Below are 22646 nucleotides of genomic sequence, written 5' to 3'. Positions count from 1 at the left end.
CTTGGGAGGCTCGATCCATGGCCACGGCAATCCATCCCGCAGCTGCTGCACGTCCAGTGGTGGCCGCACCGAGCCTGCGCGCACTTGTCGGTGTCGCCGCGGTCTTGCTCGGCACGTTCACCGCGCTCGTGAATGCGCGTTTGACTGAAATCGGCCTCGCCGACATTCGGGGCGCGCTCGGTATCGGAGCCGATGAAGGCTCCTGGATCACGACCGCCTACATAACGGCGGAAGTTGCCGCCATTCCGGCCGCGGTCTGGTTACGCGGGATCCTGTCCCCAGCCCGCGGCGTGCTTCTTGGTTCCCTGCTTTTCACGCTCTTCTCGCTGGCTGCGCCGTTCAGTCCGTCACTCACGGTTCTGCTGATGGTCCAGGCCTTGCGCGGGCTCAGCGCCGGCGTGCTGATCCCGATGGCCTATGCGGTGACGATGCGCCATCTGCCTCAGCCTATGCGTCTGTATGGCCTATCGTTCTATGCGTTGATCTCAGCCTTCACGCCGAGCCTCTCGGTGTCGATCGAAGCTTGGGTGATGGATCACTTCACCTGGCAGTATCTGTTCTGGCTGAACGTGCTGCCGGGAACATTGACGCTGTTCGCCGGGTCCTACGGCCTGACGCGCGATCCGATCAAGTACATGCGCTTTCGGCGGCCCGACGGCTTCAGCCTGATCGCGCTTTCGCTCGGGCTGGCGGCTCTCGTCACTGTGCTGGATCAGGGAAACCGCCTCGACTGGTTCGCCTCGGGGCTCATGACCGGACTGGCAGCCGCAGCCGTGCTTCTTCTCGGCGGCGCTCTGGTCCATGCGCTCCTGCATCACGATCCGCTGGTGGATCCCCGTCTGCTCTGGCGACGCAATACCGGGCTCGGACTGTTCATGATGTTCCTGACGCGCATCGCAGTGATGTCGTCGGCTCTCGTCCTGCCGCAATATTTCGCGCGGGTGCAGGGCTACAGGGCACTCGAGAGCGGCAGCGTGTTTCTGGCCTCCGCCTTGCCGCAGTTGCTCCTGATGCCGCTCGTAGCCAGCCTCTGCTACAGGGTCGATCCACGCCGCCTGCTGCTCTTCGGCGCTGTGCTGCAGGGCGCTGGCCTCCTGATGATGGCCGGCCTCACGAGCCAGTGGAACGCGAACCAGGTTCTCATTCCGCTTGTCGTACAGTCCAGCGCAGCGCCATTCCTGGCCATTCCGATCATGGTCATGATCACCGAAGACATCGCGCTACGCGAAATTCCCTGGATCGCATCGCTCGTTCACATCCTGCGCACGGTCGGCTCGGCGGTTGGCGTGGCCGCAGTTGGCACCTTCGTCCGGATTCAGGAACAGGTGCATTCAAACCTGCTCGGCCAACATGTGACAGCCGCAAGCCATCAGGCGACGCAGCGGATCGAGGCGCTGTCGCAGATGTTCTCGTCGCACTTACCCGAGATCGAGGCGACGCGGGCCGCTACCGCTCTCATCGCCCGCACGCTGCAGCGGGAAGCCTTCGTCCTGGCCTATCGCGACGCGTTCCTGCTGCTCGGCGTCATGATGCTCGCGTCGCTCCTGATCACCCTTGGCTTCCGCCGGACGATGCTGCCCGGGAAGCTCTTGTAATCACGCAGGGAAAGAACACCCCATGCCTATCAGAGCACCATCTTCGTCCAGCGACCGGGCTTCGCCCGAAGTCGAGACACATCATTCGGGATATCTGCTCGCACGCATGCTGCTTGCCGGAGCCTTCATCTTCAGCGGAGTCAGCAAGCTGTTCGACTTTGGCGGCGCAGTACAGGAAATGACCCATAATGGATTGCCGCTACCGACCCTCATGGCAGTCGCCGTCATCGGGACACAGCTGGGCGGATCAGCCCTGCTGATCTGGCAGCGGACGAGTTGGATCGGCGCGGGACTGCTCGCGGGATTTACTGCGATGGCGACCTTGATTGCGCATGCCCCCTGGAATGATGCAGGCCCCATCCCCCTGCCCCAGAGCGTGATCTTGCTCCAGAATGCCGGCCTGTTCGGCGGCATTCTGCTCGCCTTGGCAATGGGAGGCGGACGTCGTCAAATCCGCATCCTGCTCGGGCGGCTCCGTTCCCGATGACCGGGAACGGAGCAGCATCGGACCCGCGTGAGCTGAAACGGAAGGAAGCAAGCCATGGACGGCACCGTCATCGACCGGCCGGATCTGAATCGCTTCGAGCTCGCAGTCGATGGAGGCTTGGCGCTGGCCTATTATCGGCTCGACGCAAACCGTGTCGTGCTGACCCACACGGAGGTACCACAGGAACTGTCGGGCCAGGGTATCGGCTCCAGGCTGGCGAAAGGGACCTTCGACCTCATCCGTGCCAGCGGGCGAAAGATCGTCCTCCGCTGCTCCTTCATGGCGGGTTGGGCCAGCAGGCATCCTGAATATGACGATATCATCGACGGCTGAGCGCGGGTGAGGAACCGCCCGCGCTCCCGCTGCGAACGGCCCGATTATTCCGGAAGAGGAATGAACTCGCTCTCGTCCGGTACATGCCCGAAACGTCCCTGCTTCCAATCCTCCTTGGCCTGCTCGATGCGCTCCTTGCTCGATGACACGAAGTTCCACCAGATGTAACGGGGCCCTTCGAGCGCGGCGCCACCCAGGAACATCATTGTCGTCGGCTTGGTCGCGCGCACCGTGATCCGGTCGCCCGGCTTGAAGATCAACAGGCGCGGGCCCTCGAACAGGTCGCCCGCGATATCGATCTCGCCGCCGACGACATAGATCGCACGCTCCTCGTGATCGGCGTCGAGCGGAACGCTCATGCCTGCGCCAAGCGACACTTCGACATAGAACCACTCGGATGCCATGCTGACGGGCGCCGTCGTGCCGAAGGCGGAACCGGCGATGATCCGCGCCTTCACGCCCTTGTCCCGGATGGTCGGCAGATCGGCCGCGCCGTAATGCTGGAAGGAGGGAGCAATCTCCTCCTGCGCGACAGGAAGCGCAATCCAGCTTTGCAGCCCGAGCATCGTATGGGTCCCGTCGCGGTCGGTTTCCGGCGTGCGCTCGGAATGGGAAATGCCCCGTCCCGCCGTCATCAGGTTCATGGCGCCCGGGCTGATCTCCTGCACATTGCCTTCGCTGTCCCGGTGCATGATGCGGCCGTCGAACAGGTAGGAGACTGTTGCAAGACCGATATGGGGATGCGGCCTGACATCCATGCCATGACCGGCGATGAACTGCACAGGCCCGAAATGATCGAAGAAGATGAAGGGGCCGACCATCTGGCGCCTTCCGTGCGGCAAGGCGCGCCTGACATTGAAGCCGCCGAGATCGCGCACACGCGGAACGATAACGAGTTCGAGCGCATCGCAGGATTTTCGATCGCCCGTGATCGGGTCTTCCGTCGGCATCCAGCTCATCGGCTTCTCCCTTGCGCACGGACCAAGCGGAAACCGGATCGATCGCCGCGGCGCATCATCGGCCTCGTTTCCGGGAGTAGATTATGAGCTTCACCGTCGAGGATGGCGAGATCATGCACAGCGCCATTGTTCGACCAGCGAGAACAGAGAGTTCGGGAGCGGAGCGCTTCCGCCGCCGTCGGCGAACTTCATCGATCCGGCGCTGGGCTTTGCAAGGAGCGCTGCCGCCGCCGACGCGGCATAACCCTCCGCTCTCGCGAACGGCCCGCCGAAAGGTCATCGTGGCGGGCCATCGCCAATCCGGACGCGGTCTCCTGATCCTGACGGGCGCGCCGCGGCTCAGGAGCAAGCAATGCGGGTCACGCGCTGGCCGCTCGCTTCAACCGGATCTGTGAGCAGTTCCGGCCCAACGAGCGGCCGATGACGTCGCAGCACATCCTTATGTCGGCAGCGGTTTGCCGGCCTGTTCCTGCACGATGTATTCGGCATACCAGTCCGGCCAGTTCTCATCATGCCGGCCGCCGTTCCGCTTCTCGTGCTCGCCATGCGCGGCCGCCGCACGCCGGAGCGTGGCTGCGAGCTCCCTGGATGAGGCGAAGCTTGTATCGCCCGCCTCGACCCGTCCGGGCAGACGGTGGGTGACCTCCTGCAGCAGCCATTCGTTGCCGTCCGGATCCTTGAACGAGAGCCACGACGCGTAGCTGCGCCGTGTCGGCTCGGGCCCGCTGCGACGGTCTCCCTGCTCGCCGTAATGGTAGATCTCGCTCACCTCGGCTCCGCGAGCGGCGAGCGCAGCGCGCGCCGCCACGATATCGGAGACGATGAGATAGGGGGCCACCGTGTTGCCCTTGCCGAAAATGACAGAAGCGGGCGAGCCCGGAGGCGTGACCTGGATGACCCGGAAATTGTCGCCTGCAATGTCGGCATCAAGGCGCCAGCCCAAGCCATCGTAGAAGCGCTTGGCGCGATCGACATCCGCAACGGGGATGCTCACGACCTCAAGCTTCAGGTCGGCCGCCAGGGCTCCGAGGCTCTTGTCTGCAGTTTCGCTGCGCAGTTGAGTATCGCTCATGTCGAACTCCTTCCATGCAGATGAGTGAGAGTTGCGACACAGCTCCAATCGCCTGAAATGACAGAGATCCAGGCGATTGAGACATATGTCGCCCTTCGACCGGCCGCCCATCGGGAAGCTTACGCCGCTTCGGGCCTGACGCCATAGCGAGCAGCCGGTTCGGCGCGGGAAAGATTGGGCAGCAGCGCCTGCCGTGCTTCCTCAAAGGCAGCCCAGTCAGCCACATCCGGCAGGGACGGCACGGTGACGAACTCACCCAGGTCCAGGCCAGCCAAGGCCGCGTCGACCATCGTCGCAGCTGTCATCACGATCTCGCTCGGCAGGTACTCGACCGGCTTTCCGGCGATCTCCCAGAAGTCGGTGGCCGTCGCTCCCGGCAGCACGACCTGAACCCGCACGCCCTTGTCCGACAGTTCATGCTTCAAGGACTGGCTGAAGGCCAGGACGAAGGCCTTGGAGCCACCATAGACGCCGTTCAGGCGCTCCGGTGCGACCGCGACAATCGAAGCGATATTGATGATCGTTCCGCCGCCGCGTTCGACGAATCCCGGTACGGCGGCGTAAGTCAGGCGCATCAAGGCGTCGACGTTCAGAGCGATCATGTCGCTCATCCCCTCGATGTCCGACTGCAGGAGCGGAGCCGTCGCACCGACACCGGCATTGTTGACCAGCGTGGTGATCCGCCGATCGCTCCTCAGTTCCGCCTCGACCCTGGCGAGATCGTCGCGCTTGCCGAGATCCGCAGCGATCACTTCGACCTTGCGGCCCGTCTCGGCTGCGATCCTGTCGGCCAGCTTGCGCAGCCGTTCGGCATTGCGCGCCACGAGAATGAGGTCGTGGCCACGGCGTGCCAGACGCTCGGCGTAGATCGCGCCAATACCGGACGAGGCGCCGGTGATCAGTGCGAAACCCTTGAATCCCTGGCTCATTGTTTCATCTCCATTGCCCCAAGGGGGCTCCATGGCGACGAAATCTAGGGCTGCTTGCTCGCGTCTCAAATGTCATTTATACCACCTTTCAGGACATCAAAGACCTGATCGGAGTGTGCCATGCATCGGATCGGTTTCGTCGTTTCGCCGGGCTTCCAGCTGATGAGCTTCGCTGCGCTCTCGGCTTTCGAATTCGCCAACCTTTCGGTACCCCATGCCTTCTATGACGTGCGGGTGATGTCGCAGAGCGGAGGAGCTGTGAAGAGCTCACTCGGCCTGATGCTGGAGACCGACCCCTTCGACGACGCACCCCATGACACCATGATCTTCGGTGGCGATCTCGCGGGATCGGAGGTGTCGCCCGCGATGGTCGACTTCGTGCGCCGGTCGGCGACCAAGGCACGCCGGGTCGCCTCGATCTGCACGGGTGCCTTCGTGCTGGCCCAGGCCGGCCTGCTCGACGGACGCCAGGCGACGACCCATTGGGCAAGCGCCAGGGATCTCGCCGCACGTTATCCCAGGATCAAGGTCGATCCCGATCGCATCTTCGTCGTCGATGGTCCGATCTGGACATCCGCCGGCGCAAGTGCAGGCATCGATCTCGCGCTCGGCATGATCGAGAAGGATCTCGGCCCTGAAGTCGCACGCCTGACGGCACGAAAACTCGTTGTCTATCTCCGCCGCGCCGGCGGCCAGTCGCAGCATTCCGCCTTGCTCGACATGGACGCCAAGTCCGACCGGGTTCAGTCAGCACTCGACTATGCCAGGAGCAATCTCCAGTCGCGCTTGAGCGTCGAGGATCTCGCGGAGGCCGCCCGGCTGAGCCCCCGCCAGTTCAGCCGCGCCTTCCGCGCTGAGACCGGCCAGTCCCCAGCCAAGGCGGTGGAGAACCTGCGGGTCGAAGCCGCGCGCCTGTTGATGGAGCAGACTGGCCATCCCGTCGAGACCATCGCCGAGCAAACCGGCTTCGCCGACCGCGAGCGGATGCGGCGTGCCTTTTTGAGAAACTATGGCCAGCCGCCACAGGCTATCCGGCGCAACGCACGCGCCACGGGCTAGCGCGGCGATCGCGGTCATCGGGAACCACCCGTCCCCGAGAAACCGGCAGCCGAAGCTTGCATTTTCACGCCCAGCGACGATGGTGGCGACTTGGCTGGGGGACGCAGTGGCATTTCGCTTTCTTCATACCGCCGACTGGCAGATCGGTAAGCCGTTCTCCAACATTGTCGGCGATCCCGGGGCGGAACTGCGATCACAGCGGATCAAGACCGTCGAGACGATTGCCAGCCTGGCGCATGAGCGACAGGTCGATGCCGTGCTGGTTGCAGGCGATGCCTTCGACAGCAACTCGGTCTCGGACCGGACCATCGTGCGCACGCTCGAAGCCCTCGCCGCCTTCAAGGGACAGTGGATATTCCTGCCCGGAAACCATGACGCGGCCCTGGCCCACAGTGTCTGGACACGGATTCAGGCCATGGGCCCCGCGGCGAACGTCATCATCGCCGACAAGCCGGAACCGCTCGATCTCTGGAGCGGGAGGGCTGTCGTTCTGCCCGCCCCCTTGCGTCGCCGACGAGAGGCCATCGACCAGACCACCTGGTTCGTCGATGCGCCGTCCCCGGATGGAGCATGCCGTATTGGCCTGGCCCATGGCAGCGTTGCCAATCGATTGCCGGGCGCCGCGGAATCGTCGAACGAAATCCCGGAGGATCGATCCGAGACAGCCAATCTTTGCTATCTTGCGCTCGGCGACTGGCACGGAGCTTTGAAGATCGCCCTTCGGACCTATTATTCCGGGACGCCCGAACCTGACCGTCACAAGGCCAACGACGCCGGGTCGGTTAACATCGTCGACATCCCCGGACCGCGTGCGTCGGAGATCGTCGAGACCGTCGCTGTCGGGCACTTTCGCTGGAACAAGGTCGCGGTCGAACTCATCGACGGCACATGCGATCGCGCCATCGAAACGCTCAGCGATCTCGCCGCGAGCCATCGCCACCAGGTGGTCTCGCTCTCGCTGGCAGGCAGTGTTAGCCTTGCCGAACGCCGGCGCCTCGAAAGCGAGCTTCGTTCCTGGGAGGCCCGCCTTCACCATCTCGAGATCGACGACAGCGGCTTGGTCGATGAGCCGACCTCCGATGATCTCGATGCGCTCGACAAATCCGGCTTCGTTCGCACCGCTGTCGAGCGGCTGCGCGCCAAGGCAGCCAATGACAGCGATCCGGAGGCTGGCGCTGCGCGCATGGCGCTTCGCATGATGTATCTCGACCATTTCTCCAAGGGCGCTTGAGTCATGTTCCTTCGCCGCCTGGAGATCGAGGATTTCCGGAAGCTCCGATCCGTCGTCATCGGCGACCTCCAGGATGGCCTCAATGTCATCTCGGGAGACAACGAAGCCGGTAAGTCGACCATTCTCGCAGCCCTGCGAGCCGCCTTCTTCGAGCGTCACCGCGTCGGTGGCGAAGCCGCCCAGGCAATGCTGCCCTACAACCAGAATGTCCGGCCCCAGGTCAAAGTCGACTTCGAGCTCAATGGGCAGGCCTGGTCGCTTCGCAAGGCCTTCTGCCAGAAACCCGAGGCCGAGCTGATCGGGGCCAACGAACGTCACATCGGCGACGCGGCCGATGATCGCCTGGCGGAGTTGTTCGGGTTTACGCCACCCGGCCGCGGTGCTTCCAAACCGCAGGATCACCAGGGCATCTTCGGGCTTCTCTGGGTCGAGCAAGGGCTCTCCCATCAGGCGCTCGGTATCGGCGCCGGCCGGGACTCGCTCTCCTCGGCACTTGAATCCGAAGTCGGTCAGGTCATAGGCGGAGAGCGCGGAAGAGCTCTCATTGCTGCAGCCGAGGCCCGGCGCAGCACCTACTGGGACAAGCGCTACAAGCCGCGCGGTGACTACAAGGCGCTGCTCGACGATGTCGACGCCCTCTCCGCTCGTCGCGAAGAGATGTCCTCTCGCCTCGCGGCCCATGACAGCAAGGTCGGCGAACTCGCAAGGAAGCGCGAGATCATCGCGCGCTATCACAAGGACGCGTCTCTCGAGAAAGCCCTGTCCGCTCTCGCCTCTGCGCAGGAGGCGATGGTACAGGCTGAGATGCTTGAGACGATCGTTGCTGACGCCCGCCGCGACACGACACGCTGTAAGGCGGAGACCGAGGCAGCTGCGGAACGGCTCTCATCGCGGCAAACGCTCGTGAAAATGGCCGATGCCGCGCGCGCAGCGCTGGCCCAGGCCACTCACGATGCCGAGGATGCCAAGAGCCTTGTAAGCCGGCTCGAACGAACGACCGCCACGACCACTGCGGCGCTGGCGCAAGCCCGGGCTGCCCGGGCTGCTACGGACGAAGCTCTCGCCGCGGTCCAGCAGGCCATCGATCGCAGCCGCGCGCTGCATCTCCTCACCCGCCTGGAACTCGATCTCAGGAGCGCTGAAGAGGCTGACAGCAAGCGCATGACCGCATTGGCCGCAGCTGCAGCCATCACCGTCACGAAGGCCGAGATCGACACGCTGGAGCGGGCCGCCGAACAGGTTGCCAAAGCCAGGGCCCGGCTCGAGGCGGCGAGTGTCCGGATCGAATTCAAGCCGAACGCCGGACAAAGCGTCTCTTCGGACGGAAAGCCAATTTCGCCGGGTGCGCCCCTGCTGCTGGCAAAGGACGCCACGATCGAACTCGAAGGGTTCGGCCAGTTGGTCGTCCATCCAGGGGGCGGCGTCGATGATCTCGCGCAAACTTTGAGTGAAGCGGAACGCGTGTTCCAGAGCGAGCTGCGCAAGACCGGTTGCGCCAGCTTCGAGGCGGCAAGATCGCAAGTGCTGCACAAGGCCGAAGCGATTGCCGAAGCGGAGCTGCAGAGGAAACTGATCAGCGCCACAGCCCCCAAGGGGCTCGAGGCCCTTCGACAGGAGACCCAGAACCAGCGCGCGATCGCCACCCAGTTTGCTGCGCGGGACATCGACGCAGGTGAAGCCTCGGATGAGAGCCGCGCCCGGGCCGTCGAGACCCAACGGATCGGCATCCAGGACGAGAAGGCCGCCGAAGACGCCGCGGCCCGGCACCGCGCCCAGCATGACAAGGCCACGCTTGAAGCAGCGGTCTGGAACGAACGCCTGAATGCCGCAATCACGAACGCCAACGAGAAGGTGCGCGACCTCATCGAGGCTCGCTCCAAGATCTCGGATGCCGAGCTGCAGGCTAGCTTTGACGCAGCCCAATCGGCCCACAGCACCGCCAAGGAGGTTGAACAGGCTGCCATTCGCGCACTTGAGCAGGCGAACCCAGAAGCCGCCTCTCTGGCCCTCTCCAGAGCCCGGAACGCAGCTGAGAATATCCGCGCCGATCTTGAGAGGACGGCCCGCGAGGCTCGCGATCTCGAGATCGAACTGAGGGCGCTTGGTCGCGATGGATTAGGTGAGCAGCTGGCCGAGATCGAAGGTCAGATCGCGCTCAAGCAAAAGCAGCTCGGCACGACAAGGGCCCAGGCCGATGGCGCCCGACTTCTCTACGAGACCTTGGCGGACGCGCAGCGCGAGTCCAAGGACCGCTGGCTCGGCCCGGTGCGTGAACGGGTTGCGCCCTATTTGCGCCTGCTCCATCCCGACAGCCAGATCGTGCTCAATGAAGACACGCTCGAGATCGAGCACTTCGTCCGCGCTGGAATCGAAGAGCCCTTCAGACAGCTCAGCATGGGCGCCAGAGAGCAGACAGCGGTAATCACGCGCCTGGCACTGGCCGACATCCTGCGGGGCTTTGGCCAACCATCCATCGTCATCCTCGACGACGCCCTGGTCAACACCGACGAAGAGCGTCTCGACCGGATGCACCTCGTCTTGAACAAGGCCGCCGGTTCCCTGCAGATCCTCATCCTGACCTGTCGAGAGAAGGATTTCATCCAGCTCGGCGCTCCGATCAGGCGCATTTAGCCTCGCCCGAGAGGATACGGGCCCGGGGTCAGAGTTGCCCTGTTGCTGCCAAGGCTTATCTACGTCCTATGACCGCCATTCCCTTCGACAATTCCTACGTCCGCTTCCCCGAGCGCTTCTTCGCGAGAGTAACCCCAAGCGCAGTCCGTTCGCCGCGGCTCCTGCGGCTGAACACGGCGCTCGCGGAACAGCTCGGCCTTGATCCGGTCTGGCTGGCGGGTCCCGACGGCACGGAGATGCTTGCAGGCAACCGTGTTGCCGAAGGGGCCGAGCCCATTGCCACGGCCTATGCCGGTCACCAGTTCGGCGGGTTCAGCCCGCAGCTCGGCGACGGACGCGCCGTCCTGCTCGGAGAGGTGATCGATCGCGATGGCAAGCGCCGCGACATCCAGCTCAAGGGTGCAGGGCTGACACCGTTCTCACGTCGGGGCGATGGGCGGGCGGCACTGGGGCCGGTGCTGCGGGAGTATATCGTCAGCGAGGCGATGGCTGCATTGGGCGTGCCGACGACGCGCGCGCTCGCCGCAGTGTTGACGGGCGAAACGGTCAGGCGCGAGACGCTGCTCCCCGGAGCGGTGCTGACCCGCGTCGCCTCCAGCCATATCAGGATTGGGACATTCCAGTTCTTCGCGGCCCGCAGTGATGTCGAGGGACTGCGCCTCCTCGCCGACCACGTCATCGCCCGGCACTATCCTGATGTCAGGGCCAGCACAGCACCGTATCTGGCCTTGCTGGAGGCCGTCATCGCCGTACAGGCTGCACTTGTCGCGCGTTGGATGCAGATCGGGTTCATCCATGGCGTGATGAACACCGACAACATGTCGATTGCGGGCGAAACGCTGGACTATGGGCCGTGCGCCTTCATGGATGCCTACGACCCGGGCACGGTGTTCAGCGCCATCGACGAGCGCGGGCGTTACGCCTATGGCAACCAGCCGCCCGTCGCGCGCTGGAATCTGACACGATTCGCCGAAGCGCTGCTCCCCCTGCTGGCCGACGACCAGGACCACGCGGTTGAGTTGGCCCAGGCGGCGCTGAACCAGTTCGATGAGCAGTTCCAAAGTGCATTGATCGGTGGTTTCCGCCGCAAGCTCGGGCTTTTCGCCGATGAGGCGGATGATGTCGTGATGATCAAGACCCTGCTCGACACGATGCAGCGCGGCCAGGCCGATTTCACGCTCGTATTCCGGCGGTTGAGCTCGGATGGGACAGCGGCTGCGGCAGGGAGCGCTTGCCGCGACCTGTTCGGCAATCCCGCGGAGTTCGACAACTGGGAAAGCGCCTGGCAGCAACGGCTGGCGCGCGAAGCCATTTCTCCCGCGGAACGGGTGAAGACGATGCGCGCAGTGAACCCGCTGTTCATCCCCCGCAACCATCGTGTCGAGGTCGCAATCGAGGCGGCCGTGGAGCGGCAAGATCTCGCTCCCTTCGAGGACTTGCTGGCGGTTCTGGCAAATCCCTATGACGAGCAGCCAGGGCGGGAGGACTACGCCCGCCCCCCGGCGGCTCATGAGCGCGTGCTCGCGACGTTCTGCGGAACCTGAATTCTGCCGGGCTGGTTCCGGGCCGGGGTCTGTTCGAAACGCTTAACGACGGGCCCGTTGCCAAATCTCGCCTTGTCGGCTCGCTCTCAAGCCCCCTACTCTCGGTAAGCCGGCCCGTCATTTCGAGTATCCTTCTGTGGCGACACAAGATGCATTCTCCGACCGCCATCATGTGGTCGTGGTCGGCGCCGGGTTCGGCGGGCTCGAGGCGGTCCACCGCCTCGCCGGCGCGCCTGTCCGGATCACCATCGTTGATTGTCGCAATCACCACCTGTTTCAGCCTCTTCTCTACCAGGTGGCCACCGCCTCGCTCGCGACGTCGGAAATCGCCTGGCCGATCCGGCATCTCCTGCGCAAGCGCCCGGAAATCACGACACTCCTGGCCAGCGTCAATGACATCGACCCCGAGGCCAGGCGCGTTATCCTCGACGACGGATCCACGCTTGCCTATGACAGTTTGATCGTGGCGACCGGCGCGCGACATGCCTATTTCGGGCATGATGATTGGGAACCCTTCGCGCCCGGCCTGAAGACCCTCGAGGACGCCACGACGATCAGGCGCCGCATTCTCCTCGCCTTCGAGAAGGCGGAACGGGAAACGGATGCGCTGAAACAGGCTGCACTGCTCACCTTCGTCATCATCGGTGCCGGCCCCACCGGCGTCGAACTGGTGGGCACGATTGCCGAACTGGCGCGCTCCACCCTTCCCGAGGACTTCCGCAACATCGATACCCGCAGGGCGCGCGTGGTGCTGATCGAAGCCGCTCCGCGCGTGCTTGGCGGCTTCGCGCCCGACCTGTCCGCCTATGCCCATCGCGCCCTTGAAAGGCTCGGCGTCGAGATCTTCCTTGGACAACCAGTGTCGCAGTGCACCGCCGAGGGCGTGGTCTATGGCGACACGACGCTTGCCGCGGCGACGATCATCTGGGCTGCCGGCGTGCAGGCGTCCCCCGCAGCCGGCTGGCTGGATGCTCCCGCGGACAGGGCCGGACGGGTCAAGGTCGAGCCAGATCTCACCGTACCAGGCAGACCCGAAATCTTCGTCATTGGCGACACGGCAAGCGTGGCTGCGCCCGATGGCAGCCCTGTTCCGGGCATCGCGCCCGCAGCCAAGCAACAGGGACAATACGTCGCGAAGGCAATCCGCCTCCGGCTTCGCGGAGAGCGTGGGCTGCCCGCCTTTCGCTACAAGCACGCGGGCAGTCTGGCGACGATCGGGAAGCGGCTTGCGGTGATCGATTTCGGCCTTTTCAAGCTCCGCGGCGCACTGGCCTGGTGGCTATGGGGCCTCGCCCATATCTATTTCCTGATCGGCGTCCGCAATCGGGTGAGTGTGGCGTTGAGTTGGCTGTGGGTGCATACGCGCGACCAGAGAAGCTCGCGCCTGATCACGCAGGGGCGCGAAAACGAAGGCCTGCCGAAACCGCGATAGCAGCCCCCAAGGGAAGAAGAGCCCCCGGGCTGGCATGCCGCGCCGGCATCGGATGCCCATAAGATCACGTCGCCCGCGGCGCTTTCTCGTCAGCGTGTCCTACTTCGTCCAGCGTTTGTCCCCGATCCGGGAACCGAAGTGATGGGCGAACAGGAGCAGCGCATCGACGACCGGCTGGTCGCTCCCGCCTTCGAAGGCGAATAGCGGGTAGGAAACGCTGATGGCGATGTTCATGCCCTTGTGCGGATCCTCAAAGGCAACGGAGATGGCTTTCACGCCGTCGAAGAGTTCCTGGTTCGAGATCGCATAGCCGCGCAATCGCGACATCGCGACCTCGCGCAGCAAATCGTCGATCGAGACCAGAGTCTGCTTCGTCACGGGGTCGAGCGCTGCAGCAAAGAGACTGCGTATCTCCGCGTCTGGTTTGACGGCGAGAAGCGCCTTCCCCATGGCGGCTGCATGCGCGGGTAGCCTGTGGCCAGGCTCGACCGTGAACTGGATCGGCTGCGAGCCGCGCGCCGTCTTGAGGACGACGACCTCGGTGCCGGACAACACGCCCAACCACACCGTGTGCTCGGTCTGACGGGCGAGCTCCTCCATTTCCTTTTGCGCCTGTTCCACCAGATCGAAATTCCGGTGAAAGCTGGCAGCCAGCTGCACGGCCAGGATGCCCGCCCTGTAGCGCTGCGTCGCCGCATCCTGCTCGATCAGCCCCCCGCTCGCCAGCGAAGCCAGCAGTCGCGAGGCGCTGCTGCGGGTGACCTTCAAGTGACGGCTGGTCTCACCAACCCGCAGCTCGCCTCCCGAATTGACGAGCAATTGCAGTGCACTAACGGCCTTCTCAATCGATTTCATGAGCGCTCGCTTGGCGGCTTGACGCCGCGCAGATGTCCTGCGTACGATAAATAATCAACATGTTGCGTAATAAGCAACACTTTTCCGACTGTCAAGAGGAGACACCCATGCGGGGCACCGGCGGCGCGCTACTTTACGAAACCCTGAAGAGCTACGGGGTGACCTGCCTGTTCGGCATGGAGGATCCGATCCATGTGTTCCACGCCGTCGACCGCGCATTCACGCGGATCGTCACGGTGCGCGACGAGAAGCATGCGGCAATCATGGCGCATGGCTATGCCCAGGTGACCGGCCGGCCAGGCGTGTGCGCCGCCACCTTCGGACCGGGCGCGACCAATCTGATCACCGGTCTGCTGGAGGCACAGCGCTCCTCCGTGCCGGTGATCGCACTCGTCCAGGACCACCCGCTGCGCCTCAAGAACAAGAACGCCAGCAGCGCGCTCGATCATGCGGTTGCCCTTGCGCCCTACGTGAAGGACGTGACACGCATCGACGCTCCGGAGCAGGCGGCCGACGCAGTGCGCAAGGCCTTCCGGATCGCAACATCGGGGCGGCCGGGCCCCGTGGTCCTGCTTTGCCCTGGCGATGTCCTGGCCGCGGAAGCCGAAGCCCAGACCTGGGCCGACCAAGCCTACACGCATTTCCCGGCCAACCGGGTCCGGGCCAGCCGCGAATCCATCGAGAAGGCGGCCGAGTTGCTCGCGACGGCCCAGCGACCGCTGCTGATCGCGGGCGGCGGATCGATCATCTCCGGTGCCGAAGAGGAAATCCGGATGCTGGCGGAACTGTTCGACATTCCGGTCGCCACAACCATGACCGGGCGCGGAGCTATTGCCGATGCACACCCTCTTGCTGTGGGCCCGCTCGGGTCCACCACGGGTGGGCGCTATGGTCGCGGGCAGATCTCCAACGCACTGTTCGCCGAGGCCGACGTCGTCTTCGTGCTCGGCTCGCGTACCGGCCAGATCTGCTACAGCGACTGGTCGCTGCCCAAGCCTGAAACCAAGCTGATCCATCTCGATATCGACCCGGCCGAAATCGGCCGAAATTTCGCGACCGACATCGCCATGGTCGGCGACGTGCGTGATACCCTGCGCGATCTGATGGCCCATTGCGCCGATCGCGGCCTGGCCCGAACCAACCCGAAGACCAGGGCGCGAATCGACCAGCTGACGGCGAACTGGAGGGCCGAGTTCCGGCCGGTCGCGGAATCGACGCAGACGCCGATCCGGCCCGAACGCCTGCTCGCCGAAATCTCGGCGCAGGTCGACGAAAAGACCCTCATCGTCACGGATGCCAGCTACATCACCGGCTGGGCGATGAGCCATATCGATGTGCCGGGTTCGGGGCGCTTCATCCTCTCGCCGCGAGGAACCGGCGGAATCGGCTGGAGCCTGCCCGCCGCCATCGGCGCCAAAATGGCTGATCCGTCGCTCAAGGTCGTCTGCGTGACCGGCGACGGCGCCTTTGGCTACGTCATCAACGAGCTCGAAACCGCCGCCCGCTACGGCGTCGATCTCCTCGTCGTCGTGTTCAACAACGGCACCCTCGGTTTCCAGCGGCATTGGGAGCAGAAGGTGATGGGCCGCTATCTCGAGTGCGACTTCCTCGACATCGACTATTCGGAAGTCGGTCGAGCCCTGAAATGCCGCGGCGAGCGCGTCACGGATCCGGAGGCGATCGCCGCGACCCTGACCGCAGGCCTTGCTGCCGATGGTCCCTTCGTCATCGACGTCGTCATCGATCCCAACGCCACGGCACCGATCGTCGGCTTCGAGACCATCCTCGCCCGCGACGCGGTCCATTGATGCGGTCGATCACCTCACGAGAGCCGATCTGTTCAACAGCGCCACAAAAGGGGAAGAGCATGCTGAGAACCATCGCCAACACACTTGCGTCGGCCGCTGTCGCAGCGGTCGTCGCGCTGTCTGCCTCCGGAGCTTCCGCAGGCCCCACGCTCGATCGGATCATATCCGAGAAGAAGCTGGTCGTCGGCGTCGCGCCCTGGAACAAGTTCGTCCTGCTGAACCCGAAGACCAGCCAGTACGAAGGCCTCATCGTCGACGACATTCGCAATCTCGAGGCGATGACCGGCATCAAGGTCGAGCTCGTCAACACGACCTGGAGCGGCCTCGTGGCCGGCCTCCAGGCCGGCAAATGGGACGTCATCATGAGCGGGCTCGGAGCGACGCCCGAGCGCGCAACGGCGGTCGCGTTTGGAGAGGCCTTCGGTTACCTCTCGTCCACAGCCATGGTTCGCGCCGATAGCCCGGTACGGTCCTTCGCGGACCTGGACAAGGAGGGCAATGTCCTCTCCGTGGTCTCGGGCACCGCTGCCCAGCAATATGCCCAGCGCACCTTCAAGAAGGCGAAGGTCACGCCGCTTTCCGATACGGGAGCGGCGGTGCTCGAGGTCATGCAAGGGCGGTCGACGGCCTATATCGGCGATTCCGTCTCGAATGAGTTGCGCGCTCAGGAGCGCCCGGCCGAGCTGCGGAATATCAAGTTCGCCAGCGATCAGACGGAATGGACCAGCATGAACCATGCTGTACGATATGCCGATCTCGACCTTCTGGTCTTCCTCGACACCTATGTCCGCTCCATGAAGCTGCGGGGGTGGTACCGCACCCTCGCCGAGAAATGGAACCTGCCGCCTGAACTGGCTGTAGGGCCGCGCTAGCCGACGAACCAGGCAAGGGGCGGACGCCCGTCGCATATCCGCCCCCTGGCACGTCTCTGCTCCGGAAAATGCTGGTCGAATGAGATCATGAATTACACATTTCAATTCGGCGTTCTGACCGAATACGGGCCCTATCTCGCGGGCGGACTCTGGCACGCGTGGTGGACGAGTTTTCCCAGCATCATCATCACGACCATTCTCGGCGTCGTACTGGCGGCGATGAGCATGTCGCGGCGCTGGTTGCTGCGCGGCGCCTCGGTGGTCTTCGTCGACCTGTTCCGCACGCTTCCCGTCGTGGTCCTGCTGATCTGGATCCACTATGTCATGCCGATCCTGACAGGAGTTTCGTTTTCTCCGACCGTGAGCTCGATCATCGCGCTATCCCTGAACGGGGCTGCACTTGCCTGCGAAGCGTTTCGCGGCGGCCTTGAGGCGATCCCGGCCACGCAAACCCAGGCCGCACAATCCCTCGGGTTCTCGCGCTGGAAAGTGATGCGTTACATCACGCTGCCTCAGGCGTTCTTCGCGACCCTGCCGTCCCTCACCAATGTCCACATCACAGTCATCAAGAACGTGACCGTAACAGTGCTGATCGCGGTACCGGAGGTGATGTTCCGGGCTCAGGAACTGACGGTCCAATTCTTCCGCCCGCTTGAGTTCTATACTGGCGCAGCCGTTCTGTATGTGGCGCTTATCTGGGGGTACGCCCTGCTCATGCGGATGCTCGAAAGGCTTCAAAAATGGCAACCGATCTGATGACGGGCGCACCGGCAGCCTCGGCTCAGGCCTTCATCCGTATTCGCGACGTCCACAAATCCTATGGTGCCGTCAGCGTGCTCAACGGCATTTCCCTCGACGTCGCACAGGGCGAAGTGCTGGTGCTCTGCGGCCCCAGCGGTTGCGGCAAGAGCACGCTGCTGCGCTGCATCAACGGCCTCGAGACGATCAATCGCGGCGACATCTCCGTGGGCGGGCGCAATGTCGAAACGGCCAATCCCGATACGTTGCAGAAAATTCGCCTGTCCACGGGCTTCGTCTTCCAGAACTTCAATCTGTTCCCGCACATGACGGCGCTTGAGAACATCACCATCGCGCCGATGAAGATTCTCGGGACGCCGCCCCGCATCGCGACGGAACAGGGCAGAAAGCTGCTCGAACAGGTCGGCATGGCGGAGAAGGCGAATGTCTATCCGTTCCAGCTCTCAGGCGGGCAGCGTCAACGCGTGGCGATCGCCCGGGCGCTGGCGATGAACCCCACCCTGATGCTGTTCGACGAGCCGACATCGGCGCTCGACCCCGAGATGCGCGAGGAGGTTCTCCAGGTCATCCGCAAGGTGCACCAGGAGCACAACATGACAATGGTCGTGGTGACCCACGAGATCGGGTTCGCCAAGAGCGTTGCCAGCCGGGCCATGCTGCTCGACGCCGGACAGATCGTCGAGGAGGCCCCAGCCCGCGCCTTCTTCGAGAACCCGGCCGAGGAACGCACCCGCCGCTTCCTGCGGGCCATCATCAACGATTGATCCTTCGCGATTGCCTTCCCCTCGCGCAGCGCCGGCATTCATCTGCCGGTGCGCCGCCACACGAGTCCCCTGCAATGGTCCAGCCGAACTACATTGGCGGAGAGTGGCGTCACGCAAGTGAGGCCATCGCCAACATCAATCCGTCGAACACCAATGACATCGTCGCCCATTACGCGCAGGCCAGTCATGCCGACGTGCAAGACGCCATCGAGGCGGCAGCGACGGCCTTCCCGGCCTGGTCGCGCTCCTCGATCCAGCTCCGGCACGATATCCTGAAGAGCGTTGGCGACGAGATTCTCGCTCGCAAGGACGAACTCGGGATGCTGCTCTCCCGTGAGGAGGGCAAGGTGCTGGCCGACGGCATTGGCGAGGTCGTACGGGCCGGACAGATCTTCCACTTCTTTGCCGGTGAGTGCCTGCGCCTGGCAGGCGACAGGTTGGCCTCGATACGTCCAGGCGTCGAGGTCGACATCACCCGCGAACCCGTTGGCGTCGTCGGCCTGATCACGCCTTGGAACTTTCCCATCGCGATTCCGGCCTGGAAGATCGCGCCTGCCCTCGCCTATGGAAACTGCATCGTCCTCAAGCCTGCCGAACTGGTGCCGGGTTCCGCGCATGCGCTGGCTGACATACTTGCCAGAGCCGGCCTCCCGGCCGGCGTCTTCAACCTCGTGATGGGATCGGGATCTGTCGTCGGCGAGGCGATCCTGCGCAGCGATAACGTGGACGCGATCTCCTTCACCGGCTCTGTCACCACCGGCCGCAAGGTCGCAGAGGCCTGCGTCGCATCCGACCGGATGAAGAAGATGCAGCTCGAAATGGGCGGCAAGAACCCGCTTGTCGTGCTCGACGATGCCGATATCGACGTGGCGGTTGCCTGTGCGCTCAATAGCGCCTTCTACCAGACCGGCCAACGCTGCACCGCCGCGTCCCGACTGATCGTCACCGACAAGATCCATGACCGCTTCGTGGAACGCTTGATGGATGCCATTCGCGGGCTCGTCGTCGACGATGCGCTCAAGCCGACAGCAAGCATCGGACCCGTGGTCGACCAGAGGCAACTCGACCAGGACCTGCGCTATATCCGCCTTGGTCAGGACGAAGGCGGCAGGCTCGCTTCCGGCGGTGAGGTTCTCGCGCGCTCCACGCCTGGATTCTATCTGTCGCCGGCGTTGTTCACCGACATTGACCAGACCATGCGGATCGCCCGCGAGGAGATCTTCGGCCCCGTCGCAGCAGTCATCCGCGTCAAGGATTATGACGCCGCGCTTGTCGCCGCCAACGATACCAGGTTCGGTCTCTCGGCCGGCATCTGCACCAGCAGCCTCAAATATGCGAGCCACTTCAAACGCAACGCGGAGGCCGGAACGGTCATGGTCAATCTTCCGACCGCGGGCACGGATTATCACGCGCCCTTCGGTGGCCGCAAAGGTTCGTCCTACGGTCCCCGGGAACAGGGCCGCTACGCGCAGGAATTCTACACGACCGTGAAGACCGCCTACACGCTTCCGGTCTAGCCGCCGGAGAGGTGGAGAAACGGCTGGCCGAATCACGGGCATTCTTCCGAATGCCCACTGCGCCGGGATGGCAGACGTCCGGCGTATGCTGCAACGCGGGTATTGGCAGCACGCTGGCGGGAGCCCATTCGATCTCGAAATGACCTTCGGCTGGTTTCGGCCCGCGCCTCGGGTTCGGGGCATGTCTATCGTTTGCCTTCTGCCACCCCCTTGGCGTCGGCCCAAACCTTCTCCAAAGCCATGTCATGAAGCCCGGTTGCTTGCTGCGGCTGCGCCGTGATCCACGCCGATACGCTTCATTGCATGAACGCCGGCACGATCGGCCCATGTAGCATTGGCCATTCTGCAGCGCCCAGTTGACGCTTTCGCTGGCCCATGCCTTGCTGGCGGCTGCTTGAGGGAAAAGCAGGGGGCGCAAGACCCCCGGAACATTGTCAATGGCCTGTCGGCGGAGGGTATTTATGAACGAACACGACCTGCGAGGTTTGATCGCGGATGTGAAGGAAGGCGGCCTGTCGCGGCGCTCCTTCGTGCAAAAAATGGTGGCGATCGGGCTGAGCGCACCGATTGCGACCCAGATGCTGGCCTGGAATGGCGTTGCGATGGCGCAGCCGGCCGACGACTACAAGCCGACCAAGGCCGGCGGCGGCGGGCCGCTGAAGATCCTGCTCTGGCAGGCGCCCACCCTGCTGAACCCGCATTTCGCCTCCGGCACCAAGGACCAGATCGCCTCGCGCGTGTTCTTCGAGCCGCTCGCCGGCTGGGACAAGGAGGGCAATCTCGTCCCGCAGCTCGCCGCCGAGATCCCGACCAAGGCCAATGGCGGACTTTCTGCCGACGGCAAGGAAGTGATCTGGAAGCTGAAGCAGGGCGTCAAATGGCACGACGGCAAGCCGTTCACGGCCGACGACGTCGTCTTCACCTGGGAATATGCCGCCGATCCGGCGACAGCCGCCTACACCACCGGCGCCTACAAGGACATCAAGGTCGAGAAGGTGGATTCCCACACCGTCAAGGTGATCTTCAAGGATCCCACGCCGTTCTGGGCGGATGCTTTCGTCGGCGTCGCCGGCATGATCATCCCGAAGCATCATTTCGGTGAGTACAAGGGCGCCAAGTCGCGCGAGGCTCCGGCCAACCTGAAGCCGGTCGGCACCGGCCCCTACAAGTTCGTCGAGTTCAAGCCGGGCGACCTGCTCACGGGTGAACGCAATACCGAGTACCACGTCAAGAACAAGCCGCATTTCGACACGCTTGAGGTCAAGGGCGGCGGCGATGCGGTCTCGGCCGCACGTGCCGTGCTGCAGACCGGCGAATACGACTATGCCTGGAACATGCAGGTCGAGGACGAGATCCTCAAGCGCATGGAAACCGGTGGCCGCGGGCGCGTGGTGGTGGTTCCCGGTGGCGACGTCGAGTTCATCATCCTCAACCCCACGGACCCGTGGACCGAAGTCGACGGCGAGCGTTCCAGCGTCAAGACCAAGCACCCGACGTTGAGCGACCCGGCCGTGCGCCAGGCGATCAACCTGCTGATCGACCGCGACTCGATCCAGAAGTTCATCTACGGCCGTGGCGGAGCCGCGACGGCGAGCTTCGTCAACGAGCCGAAGCAGTTCAAGTCGCCGAAGCTGAAGTATGAATTCAGCGTCGAGAAGGCGAACAAGATCCTCGATGACGCCGGCTGGAAAAAGGGCGCCGACGGCATCCGCGAGAAGGATGGCAAGAAGCTCAAATACGTCTTCCAGACCTCGATCAACGCGCCACGCCAGAAGACGCAGGCGATCATCAAGCAGGCCTGCCAGCGCGCCGGCATCGATCTCGAGCTGAAGTCGGTGACCGCGTCCGTGTTCTTCTCCTCGGACGTCTCCAATCCCGACACCTACACCAAGCTCTACTGCGACATGGAGATGTACACCACGACGCAGCCGCAGCCTGATCCGGAGCGCTTCCTGAACCAGTTCGTGTCCTGGGAGATCGCCAACAAAGAGAACAAGTGGCTCGGCCGCAACGTCTCGCGCTATGGCAGCAAGGAAGCGGATGACGCCTACAAGGCTGCGCAGAAGGAGTTCGACCCTGTGAAGCGCGCCGCGCTGCTGATCAAGGTCAACGAGATCTTCTGCGAGGCCAACATCATCCTGCCGCTCCTGTCCCGCACGATCGTAGGCGCGTCGGCGAACAATCTGGTGCCCGATATCTCGGGTTGGGAAGTCACGACCTGGAACCTTGCGAGCTGGTACCGCACCTAGCCGTCCAGCACTCCGCGACCGAATCTGGTCCATCGCTTCACCGCCCGCCCCCATTCGGATGGGGGCGGGCGAAATTCTGATCATCCGGTGTCGGGGCACGGGGGCCAGCTTGATCGTCGGCGCACCATTCATGGAGGCTGCACCGTGGCCGATCTGACACCGAATTTGCCCGATGTCGTTGCCGAAATCACCGCATTGTTCGAACGCTACGAGCAAGCGCTGATCGACAAGGATGTGGCTGTGCTGGATGCAGCATTCTGGGACAGTCCGCACACCATCCGCTATGCGTTGCACGAGAATGGTTATGGCTTCTCGGAGATCCACGCGCACCGCGCCGCTCGCCCGCCAGGCCCCGGCATCAAGGAAGAGCGGCTGCGGCTGGAGATTCTCACTCTGGGGCGGGACGTTGCCACGGTGAACCTGGAGTTCAAGGTCCGCGGGCAGGACATAATCGGCCGGCAGAGCCAGACCTGGGCGCGCTTCCCCGATCTCGGCTGGAAGGTGATCTCCGCTCACGTATCAACGATGGACGGGCCGCGGCTCTGGTGAG

At 63.9% G+C, this 22646-nt stretch carries 19 protein-coding genes; 15 read left to right on the top strand and 4 right to left on the bottom strand.

The annotated features are described in order from the left end of the window. Positions 1-17: 17 nt before the first annotated feature. From AB4099_RS17655 to AB4099_RS17645, 3 genes are read left to right on the top strand one after another with little or no spacing between them, the layout of a single operon-like run. Positions 18-1595 (top strand): DHA2 family efflux MFS transporter permease subunit, encoded by a 1578-nt coding sequence (locus tag AB4099_RS17655; protein WP_113511138.1) that lies wholly within the window; start codon positions 18-20, stop codon positions 1593-1595. 22 nt (positions 1596-1617) lie between these two features. Next, positions 1618-2082, top strand: a complete 465-nt coding sequence (locus tag AB4099_RS17650; RefSeq protein WP_441478989.1) for a DoxX family protein — start codon at positions 1618-1620, stop codon at positions 2080-2082. A 54-nt stretch (positions 2083-2136) separates the two neighbouring features. Further along, entirely contained in the window at positions 2137-2415 is a 279-nt protein-coding gene (locus tag AB4099_RS17645) for a GNAT family N-acetyltransferase (protein WP_113511140.1), read from the top strand. Positions 2416-2459: 44 nt separating this feature from the next. Here the strand turns inward: AB4099_RS17645 and AB4099_RS17640 are convergent, their stop codons facing one another. The 3 genes from AB4099_RS17640 to AB4099_RS17630 form a co-directional block, all read right to left on the bottom strand. Beyond that, the gene (locus tag AB4099_RS17640) at positions 2460-3374 is read right to left on the bottom strand and encodes a pirin family protein (RefSeq protein WP_113511141.1); all 915 of its coding nucleotides are present in this window, start codon (positions 3372-3374) and stop codon (positions 2460-2462) included. Between the two features lie 439 nt (positions 3375-3813). Beyond that, on the bottom strand, positions 3814-4446 hold the full coding sequence (locus tag AB4099_RS17635) for a VOC family protein (RefSeq protein ID WP_441478988.1): 633 nt from the start codon (positions 4444-4446) through the stop codon (positions 3814-3816). Between the two features lie 119 nt (positions 4447-4565). Further along, positions 4566-5375, bottom strand: a complete 810-nt coding sequence (locus tag AB4099_RS17630; protein WP_441478987.1) for an SDR family NAD(P)-dependent oxidoreductase — start codon at positions 5373-5375, stop codon at positions 4566-4568. Positions 5376-5495: 120 nt separating this feature from the next. Between AB4099_RS17630 and AB4099_RS17625 the strand changes: the two genes are divergently transcribed. From AB4099_RS17625 to AB4099_RS17605, 5 genes are all read left to right on the top strand, one after another. Then, complete coding sequence (locus AB4099_RS17625) at positions 5496-6434, top strand: GlxA family transcriptional regulator (RefSeq protein ID WP_441478986.1); 939 nt, start codon at positions 5496-5498, stop codon at positions 6432-6434. A gap of 106 nt (positions 6435-6540) precedes the next feature. Further along, positions 6541-7665, top strand: coding sequence for a metallophosphoesterase family protein (locus AB4099_RS17620; RefSeq protein WP_441478985.1), 1125 nt, complete (start codon positions 6541-6543; stop codon positions 7663-7665). Between the two features lie 3 nt (positions 7666-7668). Beyond that, positions 7669-10296: an AAA family ATPase gene (locus AB4099_RS17615; RefSeq protein ID WP_441478984.1), complete on the top strand. Its 2628-nt coding sequence runs from the start codon at positions 7669-7671 to the stop codon at positions 10294-10296. 68 nt (positions 10297-10364) lie between these two features. Continuing rightward, the gene (locus AB4099_RS17610; protein WP_441478983.1) at positions 10365-11840 is read left to right on the top strand and encodes a protein adenylyltransferase SelO; all 1476 of its coding nucleotides are present in this window, start codon (positions 10365-10367) and stop codon (positions 11838-11840) included. A gap of 136 nt (positions 11841-11976) precedes the next feature. Next, positions 11977-13272, top strand: a complete 1296-nt coding sequence (locus tag AB4099_RS17605) for an NAD(P)/FAD-dependent oxidoreductase (RefSeq protein WP_441478982.1) — start codon at positions 11977-11979, stop codon at positions 13270-13272. A gap of 99 nt (positions 13273-13371) precedes the next feature. Here AB4099_RS17605 and AB4099_RS17600 read toward each other — a convergent pair whose 3' ends face one another. After that, on the bottom strand, positions 13372-14127 hold the full coding sequence (locus tag AB4099_RS17600; protein WP_441478981.1) for an IclR family transcriptional regulator: 756 nt from the start codon (positions 14125-14127) through the stop codon (positions 13372-13374). A gap of 107 nt (positions 14128-14234) precedes the next feature. On the opposite strand from AB4099_RS17600, the gene AB4099_RS17595 reads away from it, so the two are divergent. The 7 genes from AB4099_RS17595 (at position 14235) to hpxZ (ending at position 22645) form a co-directional block, all read left to right on the top strand. Then, positions 14235-15935, top strand: coding sequence for a thiamine pyrophosphate-binding protein (locus AB4099_RS17595; protein ID WP_441478980.1), 1701 nt, complete (start codon positions 14235-14237; stop codon positions 15933-15935). A gap of 59 nt (positions 15936-15994) precedes the next feature. Next, positions 15995-16807, top strand: a complete 813-nt coding sequence (locus AB4099_RS17590; protein ID WP_441478979.1) for a transporter substrate-binding domain-containing protein — start codon at positions 15995-15997, stop codon at positions 16805-16807. A gap of 87 nt (positions 16808-16894) precedes the next feature. Further along, a complete protein-coding gene (locus AB4099_RS17585) occupies positions 16895-17563 on the top strand; it encodes an amino acid ABC transporter permease (protein ID WP_043235261.1) in 669 nt (222 codons plus the stop codon). Further along, entirely contained in the window at positions 17563-18330 is a 768-nt protein-coding gene (locus AB4099_RS17580) for an amino acid ABC transporter ATP-binding protein (protein ID WP_441479211.1), read from the top strand. Before AB4099_RS17585 ends, AB4099_RS17580 begins: the two co-directional genes overlap by 1 nt. Before the next feature lie 74 nt (positions 18331-18404). Further along, positions 18405-19847, top strand: coding sequence for an aldehyde dehydrogenase family protein (locus AB4099_RS17575; protein WP_441478978.1), 1443 nt, complete (start codon positions 18405-18407; stop codon positions 19845-19847). Between the two features lie 461 nt (positions 19848-20308). Continuing rightward, positions 20309-22096 (top strand): peptide ABC transporter substrate-binding protein, encoded by a 1788-nt coding sequence (locus tag AB4099_RS17570; protein ID WP_441478977.1) that lies wholly within the window; start codon positions 20309-20311, stop codon positions 22094-22096. 144 nt (positions 22097-22240) lie between these two features. Next, positions 22241-22645 carry an oxalurate catabolism protein HpxZ gene (hpxZ, locus tag AB4099_RS17565; RefSeq protein ID WP_441478976.1) on the top strand — a complete coding sequence of 135 codons (405 nt, stop codon included), beginning with the start codon at positions 22241-22243 and terminating at the stop codon, positions 22643-22645. Position 22646 lies beyond the last annotated feature (1 nt).

Source organism: Allobosea sp. 2KB_26 (assembly GCF_052115715.1).
GTDB lineage: Bacteria > Pseudomonadota > Alphaproteobacteria > Rhizobiales > Beijerinckiaceae > Allobosea.
This window is presented reverse-complemented; position numbering and strand designations above follow the sequence as displayed.

What these genes read in the sequence shown, in the direction of transcription:
- AB4099_RS17635 (WP_441478988.1), bottom strand. Translation starts at nt 4,446, where the DNA reads ATGAGCGATACTCAACTGCGCAGCGAAACTGCAGACAAGAGCCTCGGA.
- AB4099_RS17580 (WP_441479211.1), top strand. Translation starts at nt 17,563, where the DNA reads ATGACGGGCGCACCGGCAGCCTCGGCTCAGGCCTTCATCCGTATTCGC.
- AB4099_RS17585 (WP_043235261.1), top strand. Translation starts at nt 16,895, where the DNA reads ATGAATTACACATTTCAATTCGGCGTTCTGACCGAATACGGGCCCTAT.
- AB4099_RS17595 (WP_441478980.1), top strand. Translation starts at nt 14,235, where the DNA reads ATGCGGGGCACCGGCGGCGCGCTACTTTACGAAACCCTGAAGAGCTAC.
- AB4099_RS17630 (WP_441478987.1), bottom strand. Translation starts at nt 5,375, where the DNA reads ATGAGCCAGGGATTCAAGGGTTTCGCACTGATCACCGGCGCCTCGTCC.
- AB4099_RS17640 (WP_113511141.1), bottom strand. Translation starts at nt 3,374, where the DNA reads ATGAGCTGGATGCCGACGGAAGACCCGATCACGGGCGATCGAAAATCC.
- AB4099_RS17655 (WP_113511138.1), top strand. Translation starts at nt 18, where the DNA reads ATGGCCACGGCAATCCATCCCGCAGCTGCTGCACGTCCAGTGGTGGCC.
- AB4099_RS17590 (WP_441478979.1), top strand. Translation starts at nt 15,995, where the DNA reads ATGCTGAGAACCATCGCCAACACACTTGCGTCGGCCGCTGTCGCAGCG.
- AB4099_RS17600 (WP_441478981.1), bottom strand. Translation starts at nt 14,127, where the DNA reads ATGAAATCGATTGAGAAGGCCGTTAGTGCACTGCAATTGCTCGTCAAT.
- AB4099_RS17610 (WP_441478983.1), top strand. Translation starts at nt 10,365, where the DNA reads ATGACCGCCATTCCCTTCGACAATTCCTACGTCCGCTTCCCCGAGCGC.
- AB4099_RS17570 (WP_441478977.1), top strand. Translation starts at nt 20,309, where the DNA reads ATGAACGAACACGACCTGCGAGGTTTGATCGCGGATGTGAAGGAAGGC.
- AB4099_RS17645 (WP_113511140.1), top strand. Translation starts at nt 2,137, where the DNA reads ATGGACGGCACCGTCATCGACCGGCCGGATCTGAATCGCTTCGAGCTC.
- AB4099_RS17615 (WP_441478984.1), top strand. Translation starts at nt 7,669, where the DNA reads ATGTTCCTTCGCCGCCTGGAGATCGAGGATTTCCGGAAGCTCCGATCC.
- AB4099_RS17650 (WP_441478989.1), top strand. Translation starts at nt 1,618, where the DNA reads ATGCCTATCAGAGCACCATCTTCGTCCAGCGACCGGGCTTCGCCCGAA.
- AB4099_RS17575 (WP_441478978.1), top strand. Translation starts at nt 18,405, where the DNA reads ATGGTCCAGCCGAACTACATTGGCGGAGAGTGGCGTCACGCAAGTGAG.
- AB4099_RS17625 (WP_441478986.1), top strand. Translation starts at nt 5,496, where the DNA reads ATGCATCGGATCGGTTTCGTCGTTTCGCCGGGCTTCCAGCTGATGAGC.